At 61.0% G+C, this 25,368-nt stretch carries 24 protein-coding genes and 3 pseudogenes; 15 read left to right on the top strand and 12 right to left on the bottom strand.

The window, feature by feature from the left end; all coding sequences use genetic code 11:
* The first annotated feature begins 331 nt into the window (after window positions 1-331).
* From QP166_RS13565 to QP166_RS13555, 3 genes are all read left to right on the top strand, one after another.
* Complete coding sequence (locus tag QP166_RS13565) at window positions 332-733, top strand: response regulator (RefSeq protein WP_333916386.1); 402 nt, start codon at window positions 332-334, stop codon at window positions 731-733.
* A gap of 63 nt (window positions 734-796) precedes the next feature.
* The gene (locus tag QP166_RS13560) at window positions 797-1,045 is read left to right on the top strand and encodes a hypothetical protein (RefSeq protein WP_333916385.1); all 249 of its coding nucleotides are present in this window, start codon (window positions 797-799) and stop codon (window positions 1,043-1,045) included.
* Window positions 1,046-1,356: 311 nt separating this feature from the next.
* Window positions 1,357-1,794 (top strand): BLUF domain-containing protein, encoded by a 438-nt coding sequence (locus QP166_RS13555; protein WP_333916384.1) that lies wholly within the window; start codon window positions 1,357-1,359, stop codon window positions 1,792-1,794.
* 31 nt (window positions 1,795-1,825) lie between these two features.
* Here the strand turns inward: QP166_RS13555 and QP166_RS13550 are convergent, their stop codons facing one another.
* The 3 genes from QP166_RS13550 to QP166_RS13540 form a co-directional block, all read right to left on the bottom strand.
* Window positions 1,826-2,221: a response regulator gene (locus QP166_RS13550; RefSeq protein ID WP_333916383.1), complete on the bottom strand. Its 396-nt coding sequence runs from the start codon at window positions 2,219-2,221 to the stop codon at window positions 1,826-1,828.
* 120 nt (window positions 2,222-2,341) lie between these two features.
* Complete coding sequence (locus QP166_RS13545) at window positions 2,342-3,343, bottom strand: sensor histidine kinase (protein ID WP_333916382.1); 1,002 nt, start codon at window positions 3,341-3,343, stop codon at window positions 2,342-2,344.
* 76 nt (window positions 3,344-3,419) lie between these two features.
* Window positions 3,420-3,728: a hypothetical protein gene (locus tag QP166_RS13540; protein WP_333916381.1), complete on the bottom strand. Its 309-nt coding sequence runs from the start codon at window positions 3,726-3,728 to the stop codon at window positions 3,420-3,422.
* Window positions 3,729-3,900: 172 nt separating this feature from the next.
* On the opposite strand from QP166_RS13540, the gene QP166_RS13535 reads away from it, so the two are divergent.
* A complete protein-coding gene (locus tag QP166_RS13535) occupies window positions 3,901-4,626 on the top strand; it encodes a Crp/Fnr family transcriptional regulator (RefSeq protein WP_333916380.1) in 726 nt (241 codons plus the stop codon).
* Between the two features lie 14 nt (window positions 4,627-4,640).
* Here QP166_RS13535 and QP166_RS13530 read toward each other — a convergent pair whose 3' ends face one another.
* Window positions 4,641-5,027, bottom strand: coding sequence for a response regulator (locus QP166_RS13530; RefSeq protein ID WP_333916379.1), 387 nt, complete (start codon window positions 5,025-5,027; stop codon window positions 4,641-4,643).
* Entirely contained in the window at window positions 5,020-6,072 is a 1,053-nt protein-coding gene (locus QP166_RS13525) for a sensor histidine kinase (protein WP_333916378.1), read from the bottom strand. Before QP166_RS13525 ends, QP166_RS13530 begins: the two co-directional genes overlap by 8 nt.
* A gap of 471 nt (window positions 6,073-6,543) precedes the next feature.
* Here QP166_RS13525 and QP166_RS13520 point away from each other — a divergent pair, with 471 nt between their 5' ends.
* Window positions 6,544-6,801, top strand: coding sequence for a hypothetical protein (locus QP166_RS13520; RefSeq protein ID WP_333916377.1), 258 nt, complete (start codon window positions 6,544-6,546; stop codon window positions 6,799-6,801).
* A 667-nt stretch (window positions 6,802-7,468) separates the two neighbouring features.
* On the opposite strand, the gene QP166_RS13515 is transcribed toward QP166_RS13520, so the two are convergent.
* The gene (locus QP166_RS13515) at window positions 7,469-8,362 is read right to left on the bottom strand and encodes a LysR family transcriptional regulator (protein ID WP_333916376.1); all 894 of its coding nucleotides are present in this window, start codon (window positions 8,360-8,362) and stop codon (window positions 7,469-7,471) included.
* A 166-nt stretch (window positions 8,363-8,528) separates the two neighbouring features.
* Here QP166_RS13515 and QP166_RS13510 point away from each other — a divergent pair, with 166 nt between their 5' ends.
* The 3 genes and pseudogenes from QP166_RS13510 to QP166_RS19045 form a co-directional block, all read left to right on the top strand.
* Window positions 8,529-9,197, top strand: coding sequence for a glutathione S-transferase family protein (locus QP166_RS13510; RefSeq protein ID WP_333916375.1), 669 nt, complete (start codon window positions 8,529-8,531; stop codon window positions 9,195-9,197).
* A 78-nt stretch (window positions 9,198-9,275) separates the two neighbouring features.
* Entirely contained in the window at window positions 9,276-9,992 is a 717-nt protein-coding gene (locus QP166_RS13505) for an IS6 family transposase (RefSeq protein ID WP_333916331.1), read from the top strand.
* Window positions 9,993-10,054: 62 nt separating this feature from the next.
* Window positions 10,055-10,156: pseudogene (locus QP166_RS19045) on the top strand (IS6 family transposase); the annotation flags it as partial.
* On the opposite strand, the gene QP166_RS13500 reads toward QP166_RS19045, so the two are convergent.
* Complete coding sequence (locus QP166_RS13500; RefSeq protein WP_333916374.1) at window positions 10,149-10,961, bottom strand: hypothetical protein; 813 nt, start codon at window positions 10,959-10,961, stop codon at window positions 10,149-10,151. The pseudogene QP166_RS19045 and the gene QP166_RS13500 sit on opposite strands and share 8 nt — an antisense overlap.
* Before the next feature lie 418 nt (window positions 10,962-11,379).
* Here QP166_RS13500 and QP166_RS13495 point away from each other — a divergent pair, with 418 nt between their 5' ends.
* Complete coding sequence (locus tag QP166_RS13495) at window positions 11,380-13,215, top strand: cation:proton antiporter (RefSeq protein ID WP_333916373.1); 1,836 nt, start codon at window positions 11,380-11,382, stop codon at window positions 13,213-13,215.
* Window positions 13,215-13,838 (top strand): OmpA family protein, encoded by a 624-nt coding sequence (locus tag QP166_RS13490; RefSeq protein WP_333916372.1) that lies wholly within the window; start codon window positions 13,215-13,217, stop codon window positions 13,836-13,838. Before QP166_RS13495 ends, QP166_RS13490 begins: the two co-directional genes overlap by 1 nt.
* 252 nt (window positions 13,839-14,090) lie before the next feature.
* Here the strand turns inward: QP166_RS13490 and QP166_RS13485 are convergent, their stop codons facing one another.
* Together QP166_RS13485 and QP166_RS13480 are read right to left on the bottom strand one after the other, a co-directional pair.
* Window positions 14,091-14,957 (bottom strand): formylglycine-generating enzyme family protein, encoded by an 867-nt coding sequence (locus tag QP166_RS13485; protein ID WP_333916371.1) that lies wholly within the window; start codon window positions 14,955-14,957, stop codon window positions 14,091-14,093.
* Window positions 14,958-15,012: 55 nt separating this feature from the next.
* The gene (locus QP166_RS13480) at window positions 15,013-16,572 is read right to left on the bottom strand and encodes a sulfatase family protein (protein ID WP_333916370.1); all 1,560 of its coding nucleotides are present in this window, start codon (window positions 16,570-16,572) and stop codon (window positions 15,013-15,015) included.
* Between the two features lie 188 nt (window positions 16,573-16,760).
* Between QP166_RS13480 and QP166_RS13475 the strand changes: the two are divergent.
* From QP166_RS13475 to QP166_RS13465, 3 genes and pseudogenes are all read left to right on the top strand, one after another.
* Window positions 16,761-17,306: pseudogene (locus tag QP166_RS13475) on the top strand (TonB-dependent receptor plug domain-containing protein); the annotation flags it as partial.
* A 353-nt stretch (window positions 17,307-17,659) separates the two neighbouring features.
* Window positions 17,660-19,615, top strand: coding sequence for a TonB-dependent receptor domain-containing protein (locus QP166_RS13470; RefSeq protein ID WP_333916369.1), 1,956 nt, complete (start codon window positions 17,660-17,662; stop codon window positions 19,613-19,615).
* A gap of 272 nt (window positions 19,616-19,887) precedes the next feature.
* Complete coding sequence (locus tag QP166_RS13465) at window positions 19,888-21,492, top strand: arylsulfatase (RefSeq protein WP_333916368.1); 1,605 nt, start codon at window positions 19,888-19,890, stop codon at window positions 21,490-21,492.
* 256 nt (window positions 21,493-21,748) lie between these two features.
* Here the strand turns inward: QP166_RS13465 and QP166_RS13460 are convergent, their stop codons facing one another.
* The 3 genes from QP166_RS13460 to QP166_RS13450 are packed head-to-tail and all read right to left on the bottom strand — an operon-like array spanning window position 21,749 to window position 24,056.
* Entirely contained in the window at window positions 21,749-22,549 is an 801-nt protein-coding gene (locus QP166_RS13460) for a PhnD/SsuA/transferrin family substrate-binding protein (protein WP_333916367.1), read from the bottom strand.
* A complete protein-coding gene (locus QP166_RS13455) occupies window positions 22,546-23,427 on the bottom strand; it encodes a fatty acid desaturase (RefSeq protein ID WP_333916366.1) in 882 nt (293 codons plus the stop codon). Before QP166_RS13455 ends, QP166_RS13460 begins: the two co-directional genes overlap by 4 nt.
* The gene (locus tag QP166_RS13450; protein WP_333916365.1) at window positions 23,424-24,056 is read right to left on the bottom strand and encodes a peroxiredoxin; all 633 of its coding nucleotides are present in this window, start codon (window positions 24,054-24,056) and stop codon (window positions 23,424-23,426) included. The genes QP166_RS13455 and QP166_RS13450 overlap by 4 nt, the downstream gene beginning before the upstream one ends.
* A 155-nt stretch (window positions 24,057-24,211) precedes the next feature.
* Here QP166_RS13450 and QP166_RS13445 point away from each other — a divergent pair, with 155 nt between their 5' ends.
* Window positions 24,212-24,928, top strand: a complete 717-nt coding sequence (locus QP166_RS13445) for an IS6 family transposase (protein WP_333916364.1) — start codon at window positions 24,212-24,214, stop codon at window positions 24,926-24,928.
* 58 nt (window positions 24,929-24,986) lie between these two features.
* Window positions 24,987-25,142: pseudogene (locus QP166_RS13440) on the top strand (IS6 family transposase); the annotation flags it as partial.
* Window positions 25,143-25,368: the final 226 nt, after the last annotated feature.

The following is a 25,368-nucleotide window of genomic DNA, read 5'->3' as shown; positions in this document are numbered from 1 at the left end:
ATTACACGTCGGGCAATCCTGTTAAGTCTCGGAATAGTCCCGATTTGGGATCATCGATAAATTGAGGGCGAGTTAGTGTGCAACCGTCCACCTGCGGCGCACATCGTCGCGATGCAAAGGGGGCAGACCTGCTGCGCCAGCCTGCGTCTTCTGGCGGTCCGGACGGGTTTGGAGCAGCTCGAACACGCGTTCTGAGCCAAGCATCAGCAATGGCTTTCCAACCGCAAGCGAGCGCGTAAATTGCTTATGTATATCAACGTATTTTAATGAGGCCGCTGAGTGGCGGCGTCGTGTACCCTCTCATGCTGGCGCGATAGCGGCAGGAGGGAGCATGAGCCGACATTTCACACGCGTACTTGCAGTTGAAGACGATCCCGACATCGGGATGGTCATTTTGCTGGCTCTCGAACTTGATGCAGATGTAAGAGCCATTGTCGTTGGAAGTGGCGCGGAGGCATTGCGGTGCCTCGCCGACGGGCCGGCCCCCGACCTCGTGCTGATCGACGACCATCTGCCCGACACCGACGGTATCTCACTGGTCGCAGCGATGCGCCAAGCGGGGCATGGAGAAGTCCGCTTCGCTTTCCTGACAGCCTCCATCAGGGACGCAGATCGCGCCCGCTTCATTGCGGCCGGCGCGATAGGTGTGTTCGCCAAGCCATTTAACCCATTGATATTGGCTTGGGAGATCCAGACCCTACTCGCAGCGGATTCGAGGCCCTCTTCGCCGTAAGCGTTCATTTAGATTTCCAACGATATGCAGCTCACACGCAGTGCGAACGTGTAAGAGAAGATGATGGTTGATGAACCGCTGCACCTGACCAGCTTTGTGGATGCCTTTGCGGCTGCCTTCGGAACGCGTGCGATCGCCGTCGCTGCATCACAGCGGGATCTCGGTTCTGGGATGGTTCGGGAACGATGGTCACAGATTGTGCACGCGCTGGAGCCGCAAGCCGTAGTGGTCTGCAAGGCATCGGTGACTGCACACCAGCTGCAACTCCGCGAGACGGGCCACAGAGCCGAGAGTTCGCATCTCTTGGCATGATGCCTGGGCAGGTGCCGGGGAAGGTCATCGCCGTCAGACTGACAGACCAGTTGAATAACCCGCTTATGGGCGTTCGCCTCTGTCGCGGTGCGCACATTCGCTGGGTACTGTGGACACCACTTCGCTAACGCGCCAAGGCAAGACAACAGCCGAGGATGAGCGTCCGACGTTCATTCAGAGCCGATCTTGGCTGCGGCAGCAGCAATTTCGACCGGCTCCAGCCAGCCTATCGTTCTGTGTGAACGGCTCTCGTTGCAGGCACGCCGCCGCGTGCCTTGCGCACGGCTCGACACCCTAGTAGCCTTCATAAGGTGGAGACCAACCCGTTACGCCAAATCTTCTATCATAGCCGGGCAGTCACCGGGATCGATATCGACGCGATACTCAGCGCATCCAAACGAAATAACGGACTCGACGGTATTACCGGGGTGCTGTTTTTCAGCCGGGGATCTTTCCTGCAGGTGTTGGAAGGTCCGGAGACCAGCGTTGTTGCAGCGTTTGAGAGAATTCGTTCTGATCCGTGGCATACGGACGTGACAGTGATCAGCGATCATGTGGTGGTCGAGCGTGACTTTGCTTACTGGAGTATGGAGCGGCTCGAACCGGGTAGTAGCTCGGATGATACCCTGTGGCGGCTACGGCGCCGCCTCGAAGGTTTTGCTCCCGACCTCCACCATCACTTTTTTGATCGCGTGACGGAGGCGGAGAACGGACAAGATCCAGCTGGTACCGACCCGACGAAAACGTGAAGCACCAATGGCTTGAAGCATTGCGCGGTGGTTATTTTCCGGCAGGCCGGTCGCTTGCGTGCGTCAGTTGCTCCTGGATGAGGCGCTCCAAATTTTCTGCGGTATAAGGTTTGGGCAAAAACCTCCCAGAATCCGGTATGTCGTCGTCGACCATGTTGACTGCTCCGGACGTTACAATGATCTCGATATGCGGCCAACGGCGCGCAACCTCGGCCGCGAGGCCAAGCCCGTCTGTGTCCCCAGGCATGTTGATGTCGGTAAAAAGCAGCGAAATCGCCGAATTTGTCTCCAGAAGCGCGATAGCCTCCTCGGCATCGGCCGCTTCGAGGATTGAATAACCGCGATCTTCAAGAGAATCGACCGCTACCATGCGGATGAAAATCTCGTCCTCGACGACTAGAACGGGAAGGGGATGGTCGTGGCTCATATCGATAGAACGCCTGGATTCGGTTAAGGCGGCGGATGATAAAATATTATTGCGGCCTTCGTTGTTTGCATAAGTCCGGCCACCAACAATTATTTCGTGTTAGGCTGATACATTCTACCTTCATAGCGCAAGGCGCTTTTGCGTCATGCGCAGCGTTACGATCAATCCATCCGGCGCCCAGTCATAGCTGATCGAGCCACCGAGCTGACCGGTCACACTGCGTCGAACCAGCCTGCTTCCAAAACCTTCCGGCTCGCTGCGTTCTGTAATCGTCGGGCCGCCGCTCTCGAGCCATCGCAGGGCGATTTCACCATTGGCAGTGACGCTTGAGATATCGAGAGTACCGCCTGGTGCAGACAGGGCGCCATATTTCATCGAGTTCGTCGCTAGCTCGTGGATGATAAGAGCGAGCCCGGTGCCAGTTTCCTCTCCAACGCCAATGCGCTCGACGGCTATACGAATCCTGTTGTTGTATGCGCTCCCCGCGTCGTACGGCGCCAAAAGCACGGAGAGAAGGTCTCCCAGCAGTGTTGCCGCTCCTGAGGTGCCAGCCACCGGCCGAACAAGGTTGTGAGCACGTCCCAGCGCCGCGAGACGCTCGGTCAACTCACGTGCCATGTCCCGCGTCGTGTCGGTTGCACGAGATGTGATCTGCGTCAGGCCGGCTGCGATCGTCAGAAGGTTTTTCACCCGGTGGCTCATCTCGCCGGCGAGGAGTTCACTGCTTTCCTCGGCTAGCTTGCGGCCGGTTACGTCCAGAAAGATGCCGAACATGGTTCGCTCCACGATTCCGGCATCATTTCCCTGGCCGCGAGAAGCGATCCAGCGAACGTCGTCTCCGACCATGATCCGAAAGTCTGTTTCATACGCCCCCAAGATGGTACGCGTAGCGGCAAACGCGGCACTTACGCGGTCGCGATCAGCAGGGTGGATGTGCACCGACAGCTCTCTGAACGTGACTGTCCTGCTCCACGGGAGCGCCCAAAGCTCGAACCCGCGTTCGTCCATGGTGAACGCATCTGTATCAACATTCCAGGACCAGAGGGCTACGCCGGCGGCTTCAACGGCAAGGCGCAGATGGTCAATGGGCCACGGGTGTGCCGCGGTACTATCAGAGCTCATATCGCATTCCCCGGATACGCGCTAACACAAGGCTATCCCTGCAGTCTTTATGAGCCTGCGAGACATGCCCAATCTCCTATGCACGTGAGGAACCTTTTTCTTTGGCGGGTGCCTCGTCACTCTCTAAACTAACCAAGATTGCGGAGAGTAACGCGAGTGACCGGTCACCTTTGTCATTGATCACGCCCTGGTCTGCCGAAATCTCGATCTTTGCGTCCATTGCGATCGAAATCAGGTTAACTGCGTCGCCGCGGCTGATGACCGAGCGGGCGACAAGGGCATGTATCAGGCTTTCTACAAGCAGGATTGCCGCGTGGCCGTGCGGGTCCGGTTCTGCAGGTCGGACTGCAGGTGTTGCCTGCCAGCGCGTTGCATCGTCAATCATTACCGGCACTCCAGTCAGGCGCGAGCGTCGATCTCGCAGCCGCCGGAGCCTGATGATGGGTCGACGATGACCTTATCGTACCAGCATTTTCGGCATTACCCTGCATTGAGATTGATAACAAACGATAACATTCGACAATATCTATCGTTTTAGCGGTGTGAGATGGTGCGAGATGACCAACCGCTTCATCGAAAAGCTCCGCGGCTATGTACCGCTCGATGAGGCTGATATCGAACAGCTTACGCGGCTCACCGCACGATCACGACTGATCAAGGCGCGGCACGATCTCATCCGGGATGGTGATCGGCCCGGACCCGTATTCGTGATGATCGAAGGTTGGGCCTATCGCTACAAGGTGCTGCCGAGCGGAACCCGGCAGGTGCTTGCATTCCTGATGCCAGGAGATGCATGCGACCTCCATATCGGGCTGCTCGCCCAGATGGATCACAGCATTCAGACGATCACGCCTGCAAAGGTGGTGATGGTCGAGCGCGTGGATATGGACACACTGATGGCGGCACGACCGGCAATCGCCAGAGCGATGTACATCGCGCAGCTGGTTGACGAAGGAACGATGCGAGCCTGGATCACGAGCATGGGGCGGCGAGCCAGCATCGAACGCGTAGCCCATCTTATGTGTGAGCTCTATCTCCGAGCTCGCGATATCTCCATCAGCGGCGAGACGTCGTTGTCGTTGCCTCTCTCCCAGATCCTTCTGGCCGACGCGCTGGGCATGACCAGCGTTCATATCAACAGGGTGTTGAAGGAGTTGCGGCTCGCCGGCGCGATGACGCTCAGCCGCGGGAGCCTTCAGATCATCGACCCCGATAAGCTCGCCAGGATTGCCGGCTTTGACGACGGCTATCTGCACCGACGCATGCGGGTAGCGGCGGGCTGATGAGGGGATCTAGGTTAATGCGCCACCTGCCGTCGCACTCCTGATGTGATAAGCTGTCGGATCTTCGCGCGCGTAAATGGCTTTTCCGATCTTGGAAGAGAGCGAAATCTCTCCTCGATGCTACCCTCCTCATACCCGGTGCAGACGATGGTGAAGACGCCCTCTGCAATCAATGAATCCAATACCGGGTCGCTCATGATCCCATCAAGGTTCAGGTCTACGATCGCAATATCTATCGCATTGCCCTTCGCCATGTAGCTGAGGGCCGAAGCGACGTTGGTTTCCCATCGAACCTTGCTACCGAGACTTTCTAGATATGAGGTCAATCCAATCGCAATCAGAGCATCATCCTCAACGATAAGGACGGTGCGATCCATCAAACAGTGTGCAAGCTCAGCCATGATGGTCTCCCTGGTGGCTATGCCGCAGAGGAAGATCGATGGTGCAGGCCATGTAGCCTGAACCGAGATCAAGGCGGGTCTCTGCGCCGAGCTGACGCGGTAGCGCCTGCTCGATGAGAATGCGGCCATACCCAAGCTTGGTTGATGGAGTTCTTCGCGTCAGAAGGCCGGTCTCACGCCACTCTAGCCGAAGCCATCGATTATTATTCCTGATATGCTCGTGCCACTGAACGGTCAGCCTTCCATTTGGCGACGCGAGTGCACCGTATTTCAAAGCGTTGGTCGACAGCTCGTGGACCGCTAAAGCGAGCGTTTGCGCGGTCGAGTTTCGGACAATCGTGTTCGGCCCGACTGTTTCCACGCGCTCCTGGATGTGATCCTCTGCCAAGGCGCCTAGTTCCAGTTCAAGCAACCGTCGAATCGTGATGGGTGTATGCTCGGACGTTGATAGTAGCCCTTGGACTCGACTTAAGGCTGCCAGCCGTTCTTCGAACCGGTCGCGAAACGCGTCAAGCGTCCCGGCTCGCTGCAGTGTTTGACTGGCGATTGAGTGAACGACCGCAATCAGGTTTCGAGTGCGGTGCTGCAATTCGGCAACGAGTACCTTTTGTTGAGATTGTAGCTGGCGCAAATCATCAACATCGGTCGAGGTGCCGATCCACTCGAGGATGGCGCCATCGTTGTCGCGAAGTGCTTCACCTCGCGTCTGGAACCATCGATAGCTACCATCATGTCGACGAATTCTCATCTCGGCGTGATATTCGCCAGCCTCAGCCGCTAACATCCACGCTTCTCTCGCAATTGATTGATCATCGGGATGCAACGCGGAGAGCCACCCGCCACCATTGCTCTCGTCGGTGGCCTGACCTGTGTATCGCGCCCATTGAGGACTCGACCAGGTCCACGTCCCTCGTGCGGCTGATCGCCAAATCATCTGCGGCATGCCCTCTACGAGCGCCAGCAACCAGGCCTCGCCTTTGCTAAGGCCTGCGGAACTAGCATCGGGTTTGAGCGCCTCGCTCTCGTGGCCTTGCATACCGGTCATAGGAGCTGCTGGATCCTCTTCTACCAGGGCATCCTATTCAAAACACAGACCGCTTGATAAACCTGTGATAAGATCGGTTAGAACATTTGCGGCTTCCCAGAAGCGCACAACAACTCGGGTGGCAATCGGCGACTGGATTGATGACCGAGCCTACAAGGCGCGATCCTAACGCCTAAAAACCTTGGTTCTGACATCTAAATGCAAGAGATCTTAACATGCAACAAGATGTGCAGTTTGCGTCGGTGTAAGCCCATCGTGCGACCCAGGGGCCCTGTTAGGGGCACCTCGACCTTCAGCCCGGCCTCATCAGCCGGGCTATTTTTGTTCATAATATTTGGCGGCTGAAGTGACTGAAGCTGGCTTCGTCGCACCACACCGCAGGGTATCGCCGGTTCGCGAGCGATTGGCTGATGTAAAACAGTGGGGTCACTTTGGGCGGTGCGGGGCGTTGATGATCATCGGAGAAGACAAATGACCAACGATGACGAGAAGAACCAGCGTGATCAGGCCGCTGACGCATCCGCGGCACGGCCGTTCAATCCAGACGGCGGTGAAGATGAGGCAAGCACCTCGCATGACGGGAAGGACGATCATCTGCACGAGGATCAGAAGCCGATCCCAAGCGCAGGCAGCGGCGCGGACGAGTCGGTCGGTAATGATGATCCGCATAAAACGGAAAAGTTGACCAAGGCTGGTCGCGACATCGATCCCGATGAAGGCAGCGACTAAATCTAGCTTAGAGCTGGTGAGGCTTGGCAGGCGCTAACTTGTTTTGTCGTATCTGGGATGCGGCACCGGCCCTTCCTGCGCCACAACCATCTCTTATAAGCCCGCTACTCGACAGCCGGAAGGTAGCTTCGGGCTGTCGTGTCGGCAAGCGCAGCAGCGGCAGCCGCAAGCCAAACGCCCCGGGTGATAATCGGCTGATGGTGCCTTACCGCAGAACCACTCTACTTGTGATTATGATCCTCATCGGTTTGATGCTGGCCATCGTCCGGCATTGATAATGGCCGGAAGTGGGGCGACAGCGGAAGGGCCGCTTCCGGTGAGGTGGACTGCGATAGCCGACATTGCGCGGGGCGGCTGCCTTTTCCGATTGGGAAGGTCGAGCGAGAAAGCCGGCCAGTTAGGGCAGGGGCTCACTGCCTCCATTATGGCCATTCTCAAAACCAGTTCTTAATTGCTCTTTCCCGAAACTGACCAAGAGTGACGGGGTAACGGGGCAGCCGACATGTCGCGAATGTTCTAAGTTTCGGACGTCTCAAATGTCGGCATTTTTGCGACAATTGGATTGCGCTAAGTGGTGGACTACGACGAGCCTTTCAAACCGCGCTGCCCGATAGGCGCCTTCCCGCAAACGATGCTATTTCAGGAAAGGCGGCATCTCGCCGAGGCACTATGGTTTGCTTAGTGCCTCGCCGAGGTGATCTACGATCGCCCTGACCTTTGCTGAAAGCTTTGGACCAGCCGGGAAGATGGCATGGACCTCGGCTGGCGCGAGCTGCCAGGCTTCGAGCAATTGGGTGAGCTGCCCGGTTCGCAGTTCCTCGCCGGCCATGATGCGGGTCGCGAGCGCGATACCCATGCCCGCAACTGCCGCTGCCAGCACGCCCGGCGCTGAGCTGATCGAGAGCTTTGCGGAAACGTCAACGGCAGCAACAGTTTGACCATGCGTGAAGCGCCAGCTCTCGCGACCGAACAGGCCGTGCTGGATGATGCAGGCATGTCTCGTGAGTTCGACCGGATCGGCTGGCGAACCGTGAATATGCAGATACGACGGTGCCGCAACCACCAGCCGTTCGACCAAGGCCAATCTGCGGGCACCGAAGCTGGAATTATCCAGCGGTCCGACGCCTACCCGTATGGCAATATCGACACCGTCCGTGACGAGGTTCTGGCGTGTGTCGCTCATTACAATCTCGACGCGAAGGTCGGGATGCCTTGCTAGAAACGGTGCCATGGCCGGGATGATCGCCCGCGTGCCGTACAACACGGGCATCGCAAGGCGGATGACCCCGTGCAGCGAATCCAATCCACGGGTCGCCTGCTCGGCCTCCTCCATTTCTGCAAGCAGACGTCGCGCTCGCTCCATATACAGGGCGCCAGCATCCGTCAGGGAGACGCTGCGTGTAGTCCGCAACAGCAGCGTCGTGCTCAGCCGCGCCTCCAACGCACTGACGATCCGAGATACCGACGGCTGCGAGAGGCTGAGTTCACGCGCTGCGCGCGAAAGGCTGCCGCATTCGGCCACTCGGGCAAACACGGCCATCTCCTGCCAACGATTATTCATTCGAATTCCGGATATATGTTGTCCGCAAGTGACCCGTACACAAACGTTCGCGGATAACATAGCTGGGAGGCAGACCGGTCGGATAGCCAGTGCCCATTTTTCGATGTGTGACCCGATGCACCCGCGCCGCCGATCGTATCTGCCTCTCTCCTAAGGAATGTCTCCTATGTCGATCAAGATCTATGGCGATCCCGGTTCGGGCAGCCTGCGCCGTGTCACCTCCGCCGCGGCGATCATGAACGTTCCCATCGAGCGGGTGAACATCGACCTGTTCAAGGGCGAGAGCCACACGGCCGACTTCCTGGAGCTGAACCCTCATGGACTGTCCCCCGTCATGGTCGACGGCGATGTCGTCCTGTACGAAGCCTCCGCGATCAACCTCTACCTTGCAGACAAAGCGGGCAGCCAGCTGCTCGGCGCCACGCCGCGCGAACGCTACGAGGTGCTACAATGGATGTTTTGGTCGGGCGAGCAGTGGCGCGTCTTTGCGACCCTCACGTTCGATGAGCGCATCGGCAAGCGCTTTATGGGTCAGCCCGAGGATGAGAGCATCACCGCGCTGACGTTCGCCAAGATCCGGGCGGCAGCCGCCGTCCTCGATGCTCACTTGGCGGACAGCCCCTTTATCGTCGGCGGTAAGCTGACCTTGGCCGACATCGATATCGCTGCACCCTTCTCGCAGAACGAGCGAACCAAGGTGCCGTTCGATGAATATCCCAATCTCGTTGCCTGGCAGCAGCGATTGCTCGCGACGGTGCCGGCTTGGGCCGAGACGAAGCGGGAAGTCGATGAACGCATCGATACTGCGCTCCAGGGTGCCGGCATCAAGCTGTGATGCGTGATGCCGTGCGCTGGCACCGTCAAAGCAAATGCACCGGCTGGTAATCGGGTGATAGGGAGGTAGGGCAAGGCCATGCCCCGCCCGCGCAAGCCAGCTTCACCGTTTCGCTACTTCAACTCGTCGCCAGAGGTGATCCGGCTGGTGGTGCTGATGTACGTTCGCTTCCCGCTGTCACTGCGCAACGTGGAAGACCTGCTGTTCGAGCGCGGAATCGACATCTGCCACGAGACGGTGCGGCTATGGTGGAACAGGTTTGGTCCGCTGTTTGCCGGTGACATCCGTCGCCAGCGGGTAAGCCGGATGCGCGGCTTTCGTCACTGGCGCTGGCACCTGGACGAGATGTACGTGAAGCTGAACGGCGAGATGGTCTACCTGTGGCGGGCGGTGGACCACGAGGGCGAGGTGCTGGAAAGCTACGTCACCCGAAGCCGCGACAAGGCAGCTGCACTCGCGTTCATGAAGAAGGCGCTGAAGCGGCATGGTTCGCCCGAGGCGATCACCACCGATGGTCTGCGCAGCTACGGCGCAGCGATGAACGAGCTGGGCAATCGCGAGAAGCAGCAGACCGCTCGCTGGGCAAACAACCGGGTGGAGAACAGCCACCTGCCGTTCCGACGACGAGAGCGGGCGATGCAGCGTTTTCGGCAGATGAAGACGCTGCAGAAGTTCGCCTCTGTCCACGCCAACGTCCACAACCACTTCAGCCTGGAGCGCCACCTCATCGATCGACAGACGTACCGGGAACGACGCTCCGCCGCGCTGGCGGAGTGGCAGGCGCTCGTCAGCTAAATGTCGCTGTCAAAGACCGATTTGCATCGTGTGGAGAGCGGTTCGCATTAGACTGACAGCACCTCTGCAATCATTTTAGCCTGGAACGCCACCTTATCGATCGACCGACCTACCGGGAACGACGCTCCGCGGCATTGGCGGAGTGGCAGGCGCTCGTCAGCTGAACGTCGCCGTCAAAGGCCGACTTGCATCGTGTGGAGAGCGGTTCGCATTAGACTGACAGCACCCTTCAGAGCGCAGAGCACTTTCAAGTTCCGCGATAACGCGAGGCGTTTCTCCCCGCCTTGCACGGCACTTGAGCTCCGCGATCTCACCGGTCTCAGCTTGATTGAGCCGGGTCACATAATGTTGGAGGCTGACTGCGCTCAGGTCCCAACCGCGCTCGAGAGCCTGCTGCAAGCCGGTGAGTGGCCCTGTGGGCTTGCCGAATATTCGCTCATACCAGTCTTGGCCAAGATAGGTTCGAACTGCGACATTCGCACCGGGCAGCCGATCATAGATTTCGGACGAGTCCCACACCGAAAATTGGATGCCAAGGGCTGCAAATTTCTGGGTTTGGGCGATGATCTCGTCAGACGCCTGACGGCTTTTGATGGCGCAGCCAACGAATAGGATGAAATGACGAACGTCCTTTTCCCGCCAGTGACCGTCCCAATGTTCAATGAACTTGTCAGCGGCTGCACGGATGTCGCTTTGCCCGAACCGCCGTTCGGCTTTGGATTGACCCACTTCGAGATAAGGCGCCGGGTCGTTTCGATGAAATGCTATATGATCAGCACCAAACTGCTCTTGTCCATCGGGACCGTATAGGTTCGTGCTGAGGATGTCGGGCTGGGCTGCATGCAGTGCGCGCGCAAATTGCTCGAACCGCCGTGAGCCGAGCTCCCAAAACGCATGTTCATCCTGTGGATTTTGCGAGAGCCTGGGATAACTTGGTTGCTGAGCGACCGAAGACTTTTTCATCGCCATAGACAGTATCTGGCCGCAATTATAAGCGCCAGCGTCAAGCGCAACGAATTACCAGTTTTGGCACAACCGGACGTTCTCGCGGGCGACGGCGAACGGTAGCCTTGTCCCACTCCACGTCGTGCCGTGCCAGCCTCCACGGTTCCCCGGGGCTCAACCAATTCACATGAACGAACGACGGCAGTTGGGAAGCGCGAGAAGGCTGCTGAATGGCCGATAGTGGGTCACCGTGCCCGCTAGCTTGAGCGGTGGCTTGCAACTTGGTTGCAGCCGCCGAGCGAACGGCAAGCTCGAAAACTGCTGTTTTGCTGCGCTTCCGTATCTCCATCGCTGAACGTGGAGATACGGGCGCAGTCATGAACGAAGCCGCTAAATGCCGGTTGTCGGTTACCTTCCGCGCGCTCTCCGGTTAAGCCACCCTATGGAACAGCAGGCTCTCGTTATCGCGCTGATCGGCGCCTTGGGGATCGGGGCGCAGTGGGTGGCGTGGCGGACGGGGTGGCCGGCAATCGCGCTGATGCTAGCGGCCGGCGTCATTGCAGGCCCTGTCACCAGGCTGATCATCCCCAAATATACCTTCGGCGAATTGCTCGAACCGATGATCGCGGTCGCGGTGGCGTTGATCCTGTTCGAAGGCGGGTTAAGCCTCAATTTCCGGGAATTGCGCAAGACCGAAGGGGCAGTGATCCGCTTGATGGCAATCGGCATACCGGTCGGCTGGTTCCTGGGCGCACTGGCGTGTTACTACGTCGCCGGGCTGGTCTGGCCGGTCGCAATACTGTTCGCCGGCATCCTCGTGGTGACAGGGCCGACAGTGGTCATTCCCTTGCTTCGTCAGAGCAACATCGCTCCGCGACCACGCGCGATCCTTAAGTGGGAGGCGATCGTCAACGATCCGTTTGGTGCGCTCTGTGCCGTCATCACCTACGAATATCTGAGACGAGTCGATGAAGGGGGCACCTTGCTCTCCGTCGTCGCGGCGCTGCTTGCCGCGGCGATGGTGTCGGGCCTGATTGGTTATGGCATGGCGCGCGCCATCGCATGGGCGTTTCCGCGAGGGCATGTGCCCGAGTATCTGAAGGCGCCGGTCCTCCTCGTTGCCGTGATCGGCACCTTCACCCTGTCCAACCTCATCCAACAGGAAACCGGCCTGCTTGCGGTGACCGTGATGGGCGTGGCCGTCGCCAATATGCGGCTAGATTCGTTGCGCGATATACATCCGTTCAAGGAGAACGTGACCGTCCTGCTGATCTCCGGCGTCTTCGTCCTGCTGTCGGCATCGCTCGACTTCAGCGTGTTGCGCTCGTTTGAGTGGCGCTTCGCGGCCTTTCTGCTTGCCCTGCTGCTCTTCGTCCGCCCTGCCACCGTCCTGCTTGCCTTGGCGTTCAGCAAAATTCCGTGGAACGAGCGGCTGCTGATCGCCTGGATCGCGCCACGGGGTGTCGTCGCGGTCGCCGTCTCCGGGCTCTTCGCGCTGCGGCTTGAGCAGCTCGGCTATGGCAACGGCAATATCCTGGTCACTCTCTCCTTCGCTGTCGTCGTCGCGACGATCATCGCCCATGGCTTCAGCATCCGGCACGTCGCACGCTGGTTGAAGGTTACCGGTGCGACCCAGAAGGGGCTGCTGATCGTCGGCAGCACCCCTTGGAGCGTCTCGCTGGCGCGGCAACTCCAGTCCCTAGGCCTGCCGGTGATGATCGCCGATACGAGCTGGCAGCGCTTGGCCGGTGCACGGCAGGCGGCGATCGACACCTATCATGGCGAGATCTTGGCCGAAGCGACCGACGAGCGGCTCGATCTCACGCAATTCCAGGTCTTGGCCGCAACCACGGAAAATGAGGCGTATAACGCACTCGTGTGCAGTGAGTTCGCGCACGAGATCGGGCGGGATTCGGTGTATCAATTGGGGGCGAGCGGTGACGACGAGGATCGCCGCAGTCTGCCGGAAGCCCTTCGCGGACGGGCGATGTTCACAGCCGGCCATGGGGTGGACGACATCCTGCAGCGCGAGGCGGCCGGATGGACCTTCCGCAAGACGCGGATCAGCGAGCAGTTCAAGTTTGACGACGTCCGCTCGATCTTGCCGAATGAAGCGGACATGCTGTTCGTCCTCCGCAAGGACGGTCGCATCCGCTTCTTCACCCACGCCGCCCGCCCGGCACCGCAAAGCGGTGACGTCGTGGTGTCCTACGGACCCTCGCGGCATGGCGACCCTAACGCTAGTCCATCCATCCAAGCTGGAGTGAGTGTCGCATGATGGTATCGCAGTGGAACAGCCGGGCGCGGCGGATCGGTGCGGCGACCTTGCTCTGCCTAGGCATGGCCGCCTGTCAGCCCGCCAGCATGCCGGCGAACGACACCGCGGAACCGCCGGCAAATGCCCGGACCGTCGAGGACGGATCGCCGCCCGGCAACGATCAGGTCGAGGGTAACATGGAGGAGGCGACTAAGTCGATCATCCGTCCAGATATCGAGCCGTCCCCAACGCCGACGCCGCCCGCGAAGCCGGCCGAAATGACTGTCGGGTTTCCCGCCAAAGGGTATGACGTCGATCCGGCGGGCATGGCCCGCCTCGACGAATTGATCGCCGATCCAGTTTTGCGCCTCGGTGGCCCAATCACCATCTGGGGCCACAGCGATTCGAGCGGCTCGGATGCGGCCAATCTCCTGTCGTCGCGGCGACGGGCAGAGGCGGCACGCGACTACCTGCTTAAGAAAGGCGTCCCTGCCGATCGGATATCGGTCATCGCGCTGGGCGAGGCACGTCCGGTCGCGCCGAACCGCAATCTTGATGGATCCGACGACCCGGAGGGACGCGCCAAGAACAGGCGTATCGAGATCAAGGTCGGTCTGCCGGACGCAGTCGCATCAACGGATTAGTCACATGAAGCAATGCCACAACGGTAGCCGAAGCAAGTGCTCGATTGGCGGGACCTCATGCCCAGCCTGATATCTACGTCGGTAAATTCCAGGAAATAGTCTTAACGTTAAAGCGGTTAATGCCCTCGCCAATTGTCAACGAACAAACGAAAAGAGTTGGGAACTCGAAAAGCTTTGCTGAATGGCAGGCAATAATTGGGCTCAGCGCCGCTTTCTCACCGGCGCGACGTCAACGTTCCATCCTCAATCCTGCTAACGCATAATGCAGCGAAAACCCATGTGGGACGCAGTGGTGTCTTTCGGTTGAGGCCAGCGTGCGGCTGGGCGGTAACGCTGACAATATTCGGGGGCGCATAAATGCGACCCGCCTTTGGCCACATACCTGTCCGTTACTGGGTCAACTGCGGCTCCTCCGCAACAGCGGTGAGCTGTCTCGCTCTCGTGTGCAGCGTTGTAGCGGTCCGCTGTCCACTCCCAGACATTGCCGATCATATCGTAAAGCCCGAATCCATTTTCAGGATATTCCCGCACCTGCGCTGTGCGCTGACGATCCAGTGGCGCCGCGTTGTGCCAAGGAAAGAGTCCGTCCCAAGTCTGCGCCATTCGACGGCCTTCTGGCATGAAGTCGTCACCCCAAGCGTACGAAGCGCCAGCAAGTCCGCCGCGCGCGGCATACTCCCATTCGGCTTCCGTCGGAAGGGATTTGCCTGCCCAAGCTGCGTAGGCTTTGGCATCGGAATGCGCGATGTGGACGACGGGGTGTCGCGCAAGCTGCTCGACCGAGCTGTCTGGGCCGAGCGGGTGCCGCCAATCGGCGCCGAGGACAAATTGCCACCAGATCGGGTCGCCTTCGAGATCGACCGGCTGTGCTGGCGGCACGAACACGATTGAGCCCGGCGCAGCGAGCGCAGGATCCATGCCCGGGTAATCCGCCGGATCAGGCGCGATTTCGGCGAAGGTCACATGGCCGGTCGCCTTCACGAAGCGGGCGAATTGCGCATTGGTGACCGGCGTCTCGTCGATCCAGAAGCCGTCGACATCTACCTGCCGAACTGGACGTTCATCCATGTAAAAGTCGTTTGATCCCATCGCGAACGCCCCCGCGGGGATGCGCTTCATGCCAGCATGCCGGCTCCTCATCGCGGGCGCGTCCGGCCAGCCGCCACCATGGCCGCTAGACGGCGTTCCATCGCCTTGACGATCCCCGGCTGCTGTGCGGACACGTCGTTACGCTCGTCGGGGTCGTGAAGAAGATTGAACAGTTGTGGAGCCGGCGCGGCACCGATCTCATTGCCGTGGAAGCGCGCCGCCCCCCATTCGCGCGGATCAGCTTCCACGGGCCCTCCACCAGCGCCAGGATGCTGCCGCCGGCCCCTTTGGCAAGCGTGGCCTTCTCCGAGACGACGGTGCTCGCCTCCTCAATGACGAAGCTACGGCCTTCGCGACTGCGCCCGAGTAGCGGAGCGAGCATGTTGAAGCTGTCGACGGCGGCATCAGGCGCCAGCGGCTGTCCGGTCAGTGCCGCGAGGCTGGCCGTCAGGTCGGCATGATCGATCAGTGCCGACGACGTGCCACCGGCCTTAACGCCTGCGGGCCAGCGGACGATCATGGGTACGCGCAGGCCGCCGTCGTAGATGCTGTACTTGCCGCTGCGGAAAGGTCCCGCCGGACGGTGTGTGCCGACTTTTGTCACGGCCTCGTCGTCGTAGCCGTCGTCCAGCACAGGGCCGTTGTCGCTGCTGAACACCACCAGCGTGTCGCGCTCGACGCCCGCGTCGACTAGCGCTTTCAGCACCTCTCCAACGCACCAGTCAAGTTCGGCGATCACGTCACCGCGCGCGCCCATAGCCGTCGCGCCGCGGAAGCGGGCCGCAGGAAGACGCGGAACATGCACCTCGTTCGGCGCGAAGTAGAGAAAAAAGGGCTTGGTCGGGTCGGCGTGCACACTGTCCTTGATGAAGGCGCTTGCCTTTCCGGCGAGATGGTCTGCCATCTCCTCGTCTTTCCACCGCGCCTTCATGCCGCCGCTCATGAAACCGATGCGGCTCACGCCGTCGACGATCGTGCCGTCATGGCCATCATTAGGCTTCAGCCGCAGCAAGTCTGGGTTCTCGCGACCGGTCGGATCTGATCCGACCTTCTGGCGATAATCGACCTGGATCGGATCGGATTGGTCGAGACCCACGACGCGTCTGCCCTCCACATACACGCATGGAACGCGATCGATGGTCGCTGGGATGATGTAGGAATAGTCGAAGCCGATCTCGAGCGGTCCCGGTTTGATGTCCTTGTTCCAGTCGATGTGGCCGTCACCGAGCCCGAGGTGCCATTTGCCAACGACGCCCGTTCGGTAACCGGCGTCGCGCAGCACCGACGGCATTGTCGCCATGCCCGGCCGGATGAGGGCTGGAGCGTCTCCCGGCAGGATATGTGCGCCATTCTGCCGCCACGCATAGCGCCCCGTCAGCAACGCGTACCGCGAAGGCGTGCAGGTGGCCGCCGGCGCATGACCGTTGGTGAAGCGCAAGCCCTCCGCGGCAAGACGATCGATGTTCGGTGTTCTGACGGCAGTTGCGCCGTAACAGCCGACGTCACCGTAACCGAGATCATCTGCGTAGATGATTACGACGTTCGGCAGGCGGCTGCGGCCCGCTTCGCGCGCGGCGGCCCGGCCGAATATGCCCATCGCGGCCGTACCTGCAAGCAGCGCGCGCCGCGTCGTCGAGAATGGCATGTCTTCACTCCTCAATGCCGCCATAGCCGCGCCGTGAGGCCTAGCCTCTAAACTTCAGCTATGCCTCAGTTTCAGTTGTTTATGTTGACGTTAGCCGTGAATTCCCCCTTTCCGATCTGAATGGCAGCGAGGCAACCAAGCGCGGGTTGTAGTGACCGTCGCGAGCCGGGCAGGGAAAAGGGGAAAATGTGACGAACCGAATCAAGACCACCGCGCGAGCGCGGGTACTTTCTGGCGTGGCGTTTGCAACGTTGTGGGCAAGCGCTGCCGGCGCGCAGGCGACGGCGTCGGACGTTCCAGAACAAACGGTCGCGGCAGACACGGCTGTGGATCAGGCGGGCGGCGATCGGGTGGGTGCGGGGGCGCTGGCACAGGGCAGCGGCGACATCGTCGTGACCGGCATCCGGCAATCAGTCCGAAGTGCGATCGGCGAGAAGCGCGACGCGATCAACGTGGTCAACGTCATTAATGCCGAAGACGTGGGGAAACTTCCTGACCAAAATCTCGCCGAGGTTCTGGAAAACGTCACCGGCATCCAGATTGACCGGTCTGCCGGCGTGGGCAGTTCGGTGTCGATCCGGGGCTCCTCGCAGAACCTCGTGCTGATCAACGGTCGTGTTACGACGCCCTCGGGCGACGCGCGCGGCGGCATCAGTTTCGACGACGTCCCGGCCGAGATCATCGCTTCGGTCCGCGTCACGAAGGTGCCCACGGCCGACCAGGTCGAGGGATCGGTTGGTGGGATCGTCGATCTGCGCACCTATCGCGGTCTGGCACTCAAGCAGCCGCTGGCGGCCATCCGGGCACAGATGGAGTATGCCGATCAGGCGGATCGCTACAACCCCACTGTCTCAGGTGTCTTCGGCCGGACCTTTAACACGGGCATCGGCGCGATCGGCGTCGTGCTGTCGGGGAGCTACCAGACCCAGGACGTGCGCGAAGACACGCTGAACGTCCGCTATGCGCCGCGCACCGGTGTGGATATTACCGGCGACGGGATCGCCGACCCATACCTCGCTCCCAACTTCGTGGGGCAATATTTCCTGCGTCGTCACCGCGAGAACAAGACCGTCAACGGATCAACCGAGTGGCAGGCGACGAGCGCGCTCAAGCTCTTCGTCGACGGCACCTATGTCAATCAGCAGAACGACGGGGATCAGCCCGGCGTATTTCTTCAGCCGCCGCTCACCGAGCTGCCGCTAACCAACGCGCGCTTCGAGACGCGCCAATCGGGCGGCGTCAGCTACCGCCAGATGGTCCAGGGTACCCTAAGCGGAGTACAGTTCCGCTCCACGGGCGAGAGCCCAACGCGCGACACCGAGTCGTACCTTGTCGCGGGCGGCGGCGAGTGGGAGCATGGCCCGTTCACGCTCAAGTTCGAGGCAAGCCGGGCAGGGTCGGACACGCTCGACGCCAACTTCCAGCTAGTGGCGCAGTATTCCAATCCTGGTGCGGCCTTCAACACCGCGCCAGGTCGGATCAGCCCACCGCTTCTCTTCGATCTCACACGCGACGATCTATACCTGGCCCCCGACGCGTCGAGCCCCTCGCGGCAAACCTCGCGAACCCGGCCTATTACTCCACCTTCATCGCGCGCGACAATTATACCCGCTTCCACAACGTGGAGAATGCGCAGCGGGCTGATCTGCACTGGGCGGCAGATTTCGGCGTGCTCAAGTCGATCGACATCGGTGCGCGCCTCAATCAGACCGACTCGCGGCGCGACAAAACGACCCAGGTGTCAGCGACCTTCCCCGGCGTGAGTGCGGCTTCGCAGCCGAGCCTCTATCGCCGGGCGCCAACCGACTTCTTCGATTTTACGGGCGACCAGTATCTTGGCGGCTTCGTGGTGGCTGGCGCGTTGACCGACGATCCCGCCGCTGCCCGGGCTGCCGTAGGCCTGGCAGCCACGCCGCCGGAGGATCTCAGCGCTCGCTTCTCAGTGAAAGAGCGGACGTATGCGGGATACGGCAAGCTCAACCTTGAGGGTGACACCTTCGGCATGAACGTGCGCGCCGAGCTGGGTGCCCGATACGTGCATACGAAGCAGACCGCCTCCGGCCTGCTCGTGACTGGCGGCACGTCGACGCCGAGAGTGGCGACCCAGGAATATTCATATCTTCTCCCGGACGCGATTCTCAGTGTGCAGCCCGTTCAATCCGTGCTGCTGCGCGCATCCTACGGCCGTTCGCTGCGCCGGCCAGACTTCTCGCAGCTTGCGCCCAGCGCCGTCTTCCCAGTCGTCAACAACTACGTCAGTGTGGGTAATCCCGATCTCAAGCCGCAGACGGTTGATCAATTCGACGCCGCGATCGAATGGTACTTCGACCGCAACAGCATCTTCTCGGTTGGTGGCTTCTACAAAAAATATCACGATCTGGTCGTCACCATTGCACAGCCTCCGGTGCTTCGTGACGAGGCGGTCGGCTTCTTCAACCAGGCCAATTGCATTGGCGGGATCTTCAATCCGGTCGCGGTGGATCTGACCGGCGCCGTTGGTGTCTGCACTGGCGTGAACCAGCCGCAGAACCAAGGCGATGCCACGCTGAAGGGCGTCGAGGTCGATTTTCAGCATAGCTTCACCTACCTGCCAGGCCCGTTGAGCGGCTTCGGCGTGATCGCCAATTACACCTACCAGGACGGTCAGCGATCGGTGCCCTTCACCGTGCCATCGGCGCTCGTAGGCGGCGCGCTCGTCACCATACCGTTCGGGCTCAGGGAGCTGTCGAAGAACAACTACAACATTACCCTGTTCTTCGAAAAGTACGGGATCAACGCCCGTGTCCGGTACACCTACCGCGATCCCTTCTTGCGCACCGAGGCGACCGACGTGACCAACAACCTTCCTCTTTACCAGGACAAGCGGAGCCAGGTGAACGCCTCTGTCAGCATCGACATCAACCCAAAGTTCGCCGTGACCTTCTCGGGCGTCAACCTCACGGCCTCGCCCAACAAAGAGAACGCCATCTTCATCAATGGTCCCTTGACGCAGGAGCGTATTGCCGACCGGCGCTTCGTCTTTGGCGTGCGTGGCGTGTTCTGAGACCTGCGTGACAACCCGGTGCTGTCCGTTTCGGAAAGCTGCATGATCGAAGCGGACACCGGGGCTCATCCGCATAGACGATGACCGAAGGGTAGAAGACCATGACTTCTGACGCCTCCCGCCCCCGATCGCGACTGCTGCGAACACTCAGCAACGGCGTCGCTCTGGCGGCCTCTTTCGCCCCAGGGACGGCAGATGCGCATCCCCAAGCAAGCGCATTGACGGTCGTCAGGGCGGCAGCGCCGCTCGTTCGGTCCGCGGAGCGACCGAATATGATCGTGATCATGGGAGACGACATCGGGTACAGCGACATTGGCGCGTTCGGCGGCGAGATCGATACACCCAACCTCGACGAGCTTGCTCGCCACTCGCTCAAGTTCAGCAACTTCTACAACATGTCACGGTGTTGCCCTTCGCGTGCCAGCCTGCTGACCGGGCGTTATCCTCACCGCGTCAACATGGGCGAGAACGGCAACAGCTTGTCCAAGGACGTGCCTACGGTAGCTGAGGAACTTCGGGACGCAGGCTATGCGACGACGATGATTGGCAAGTGGCACCTGACTGCCGCGGTTCCGCTCAAGGAGCGCACCGAGCAGCTGAAGTGGCTCAACCATCAGGCTTACCGTGATCGCGACTTTGGCGACCGCACGACCTACCCCGCCGCGCGCGGTTTCGAGCACCATTGGGGCACGATCTGGGGGATCGACGACTATTACGATCCCTTCAGCCTGGTGGACGACTTCACACCCGTGGAAACGGTCCCGAAGGGCTTCTACCTTACCGACGCGATCAGCGATCATGCGGTCGGTGAGGTGCGGCGGCTCGGTGGCGGCAAGCAGCCTTTCATGATGTACGTGGCTTACACCGCGGCTCACTGGCCATTGATGGCGCCCGAAAAGGTGATCCAGAAGTACCTGCCGCGCTACGTCGGCGGCTGGGAGCGGTTGCGCGCAGACCGCTACGCGCGACAGGTGCGGCTTGGCCTGGTCGACCCGGCGATCGATCGTGTGCCGGCGCTCGACAGAGGATATGAGAATAACGCTGGCATTGCCTGGAGCAACCTTACTGCCGCAGAGCGCGCGGTGCAGGTCCGCAAGATGGCCACTCATGCGGCGATGATCGACGTGATGGACCAAGGGATCGGTCGCTTGATCAAAGCGCTGAAGGCTAGCGGGCAGTATGAGAACACGGTCATAATGTTTCTCAACGACAATGGCGCGTCGCCTGAGATCATGACCTATGCCGATTACGATCGTTGGAGCGAGACGCGCGACGGCAGACGTGTCCAATATGGAGAGTATCCCGACGTGGCGACGATCGGCGGCGAAACTACGATGGCGGCAATCGGGAGCTATTGGGCTAGCGCAGCCAACACGCCATTCCGCTGGTGGAAGGCAGAAGCTTATCAGGGCGGGACTCACACGCCCTTTATGATGAGCTGGCCCGGTCACATGGCGCACCGCGAGGGTGAGACCGTCACGGACGCGGCGCACGTCGTCGATGTCACGCCGACTTTGTTGGCGCTGGGTCATGTCACGCCGAAGGCAAGCCGCGCGCCCATTGATGGCGTCTCTCTCGAGGCTGCGTTAACTGGGCACGCGGTAACTCGTCAGCGACCGCTTTTCTTCGAGCACGAGGGTTCACGCGCTGTGATCGATGGACGGTGGAAATTGGTCGCTCGAGCGCCGGGTCCGAGCTCGCCCGTGTATCGCGCTTGGGAGCTCTACGATCTCAATATTGATCGCACTGAGACAAAGGATATAGCTGCAATCAATGCCGCGGTTGTGAGGCGCCTTGAGACACTTTGGAACGAGTGGGCGAAGGAGGTAGGAGTTCGGGGTCGTATCGAAACGGCGCAATCCTCCCAACCTGACTGACCCATAATCTGGCATCTCTCAAGATGAACGAGCGGCCAGATGTGGGAAGAAGGTAGGTGAGCCCTAGTGACCGATTGTGGGTCGAAGCAAAAGCGCCCACTGACCTCGCCGTCGTTGTAACCCGTAGTCGTGCCGTTAGTCATATGCCCTAATCTTATTCAAGAGCGAGACGCTGTCAGGCCTTTCTCGGAGCCACTTCATGGACGGCTTTGTAAAGGTTTGTCGGTGAAACTATGCGCTAATCCGCTGCTCCTACTCATCGCAGTTCGGGATAGCCGCGTGATGCCGCGTCACGCGCCAAACCTAGGAGCGCAGCATAGCGGTGTCCGCCGGAGGGTACGATGTCGGACAGGAACAGAGCGGCGCGCGCCGCCGCCAATTGCGGATCTCTTACTACGTCCGACAGTATCGCCTGGAGCGCCGCGACCGTCTCCATCGGCGTGGCGCGCGCCGTCACGAAAGGTAGCGTCGGGGAGGAGCGCGTGACCGCGACCGTTCGTAGTCCGGTAAGCGCCTCCGGTTCGTAGCGCCCCAGTGCGGCATAGGTGACCGCGTCGATCGCGGCGATATCGGCGGCACCGGCGCGGATTGCAAACGCACTTTGCCGGTGTGAGCCGGTGGTCACAACCGCCGCGAAGAACGGTGCGGCATCCGCCACGTCCGCGAGCATGTCGCGAAACAGGTTCGCGCCGGTGTTCGACAGCGGCGCGTTGATCGCGGCGATCCGGCCGCGGAACGCCGCGAGATCTTTGGCATCGTCCACGTCGCGCACCAAGAGGTAGCTGACGTGGCGACCGGGTGCGCAACCGGGCACGTCGTAATGCGGGACTGCCACCACGCGAAGGTCCAGGCTGGTGTCGGCGACCAGCGGATAACCGCAGCATTGTGCCAGCAGCAGGTCGGGCGCGTGCCAGCTATCCTCGACCGATCGTGTCCGATCGAGGGCGACGGGCGCGGCGATGCCGCGTGCGCGCAGGCGGGCCGCGATCGCGGACCAGATCGCATCGTTGGCCCAGCCTTGCGCCGGATGATCGTACATTCCGAGCGACGCGATCACCGCGGCGCCCCCAGATCGGGGTGGACCAGCACGTCGTGGCGGCGCCATGCGTAGCGGCGCACGATCGCACCATAGCTGCGGTGCACCCCGCCGGCCTGCGCCACCAATCGCGCCTGGTGCCGCCGCTGATGTGCGGGCAAGCGATACCAGGCGAGATCGGGGCGGTCGTGATGCGCGGTATGGAGGTGGTTGTTGAGGTACAGCAGCCCGAGCAGCCCGCCACGCTCCACGGTGGCGGCGCGGCTCGGCCCGGGGATGTCGGCGCGGTGCTCCGCAAAGGAGCGCAGCAACGTGAGCGACAACGCCGGATAGACGATCAGCGCGACATAGCGGACCGCGCCAAGGCCGGTCACTTCGAGCCATGCGACCACCACCGCGACGCCGGCGAGGTGCGGCGCCCAGTCGCGGAGAACGGCGACCGGTCGGCTGCGCAACCGACGCGATTCCGTCGCGGCCAGCGACACGATCGCCAGTGCCGGTCCGAACAGCAATCGTCCCGCCAGCGTCGACTGGATCACGGCAACCCATCGCCGCGCGCGCCCGGGGGCGACGTAGCGGGACTCGGGATCGTGGCGGGGATCGGTGATGTGCGGGCTGCGGTGGTGCGCGATGTGGCTGTCGCGATAGATGCCATAGGGCAGCCAGAGCGCCAGCGGCACCGCGCCGATTGCGGCATTGACGGCCGCCGAATGAGTCGGATGGCCGTGGATCGTTTCGTGCTGGAGCGAGCCGTGCCATGCCACCAGCCACGCACCGACGATGACTACCACCGGAAGCGGGAGAACGGCATGAAAGGCCGTCAGTGCCAGCCAGCCGCCGTAGATGACGACGGCCAGCGCCACGGTCGGCCATTCGACCGCGCGTGGCGTGCTACTCACGCCGGCTGCCTGACGGTGCGCAGATACGGGAGCGGCGCCTGCCAGCCGTCGGGGAAGAGCGCACGGGCCGCCTCGTCGTCGACCGAGGGGACGATGATGACGTCGTCGCCCTGCTGCCAGTCCGCCGGTGTCGCCACCTTGTGCCGGTCGGTCAGTTGCAGACTGTCGATGACGCGCAGGATCTCGGCGAAGTTGCGCCCGGTCGAGGCCGGATAGGTCAGGGTGAGGCGGAGCTTCTTCGCGGGATCGACGACGAGAACCGTTCGCACGGTGGTGGTGTCCGATGCGCCGGGATGGATCAGGTCCAAGGCCAGCGACACGGAACGGTCGCTGTCCGCGATCAGCGGGAAGTTCAGCGCATGACCCTGGCTTTCCGCGATGTCATCGGCCCAGCGGGCGTGGCTGTCGAGCGGATCGACCGACAGACCCGCCACTTTCACCCCGCGGCGATCGAACTCCGCCTTGAGCCCGGCGACCGTGCCGAGCTCGGTCGTGCAGACCGGGGTGAAATCCTTGGGATGCGAGAACAGCACCACCCAGTTCGCACCTGCCCATTCGTAAAAGCGGAACGGACCGATGGTGGAATCCTGCGTGAAATCGGGAACGACGTCGCCAAGCTTGAGAGACATAAGCTACCTCCTGGCTTCATCATCCATTAAATTGGTGGGAAATGAATGTAGCAAATCTCGCCTGCGTAGAAGCGGTCCTTCTCCAGCGTGGCGGAGCGAAGGCTCCGTCAAACCAAATGCACCGGCTGGTAAGCCGGTGAGGGTAGGGCAGGGGCATGTCCCGCCTGCGCAAGCCTGCCTCGCCCTTCCGGTATTTCAACTCCTCACCCGAGGTGATCCGGCTGGTGGTCCTGATGTACGTGCGGTTCCCGCTGAGCCTGCGTAACGTCGAGGATTTGCTGTTCGAGCGCGGAATAGACATTTGCCATGAGACGGTGCGGCTGTGGTGGAACAGGTTCGGGCCGCTGTTTGCGGGTGACATTCGCCGGCAACGGGTGAGCCGGATGCGCGGCTTTCGTCACTGGCGCTGGCACCTGGACGAGTTGTACGTGAAGCTGAACGGCGAGATGGTCTACCTGTGGCGCGCCGTCGATCACGAGGGTGAGGTGCTGGAAAGCTACGTTACCCGGACCCGCGACAAGGCAGCCGCACTCGCGTTCATGAAAAAGGCGTTGAAGCGGCATGGTTCGCCCGAGGCGATCACCACCGATGGCCTGCGCAGCTACCGCGCAGCGATGAACGAGCTTGGCAACGCCGAGAAGCAGCAGACCGCTCGCTGGGCGAACAACCGGGTGGAAAACAGCCACCTGCCGTTCCGACGACGAGAGCGGGCAATGCAGCGGTTCCGGCAGATGAAGACGCTGCAGAAGTTCGCTTCCGTCCACGCCAACGTCCACAACCACTTCAGCTTGGAGCGCCACCTCATCGATCGACAGACCTATCGGGAACGACGCTCCGCCGCGCTGGCGGAGTGGCAGGCGCTCGTCAGCTAAACGTCGCTGTCAAAGATCGAAGTGCATCGTGTGGAGAGCGGTTCGCATTAGACTGACAGCACCGTTCCGGCAGATGAAGACGCTGCAGAAGTTCGCCTCTGTCCACGCCAACGTCCACAACCACTTCAGCCTGGAGCGCCACCTCATCGATCGACAGACCTACCGCGAACGACGCTCCGCCGCACTGGCGGAGTGGCAGGCGCTCGTCAGCTGAACTTTGCCGTCAAAGACCGAATTGCATCGTGTAGAGACGGGTTCGCATTAGACTGACAGCACCGTCTTGCCCCCCCCGGAAACGGACCGTCACCAAGGCGACCCGATTTCGGTCGCACAACGGCCTAATCGTCATCTCGTGAGTCGCAGCTCTTTCAAGCGAGTTATTCAACCCCCGCCCAAAAACAAAGATGCCGGAGAGATTGGATTCCGATCCACGTTATCAC

It is taken from the genome of Sphingomonas sp. LR60 (genome assembly GCF_036855935.1).
In the GTDB taxonomy this organism is placed as follows: Bacteria; Pseudomonadota; Alphaproteobacteria; order Sphingomonadales; family Sphingomonadaceae; genus Sphingomonas.
This window is presented reverse-complemented; position numbering and strand designations above follow the sequence as displayed.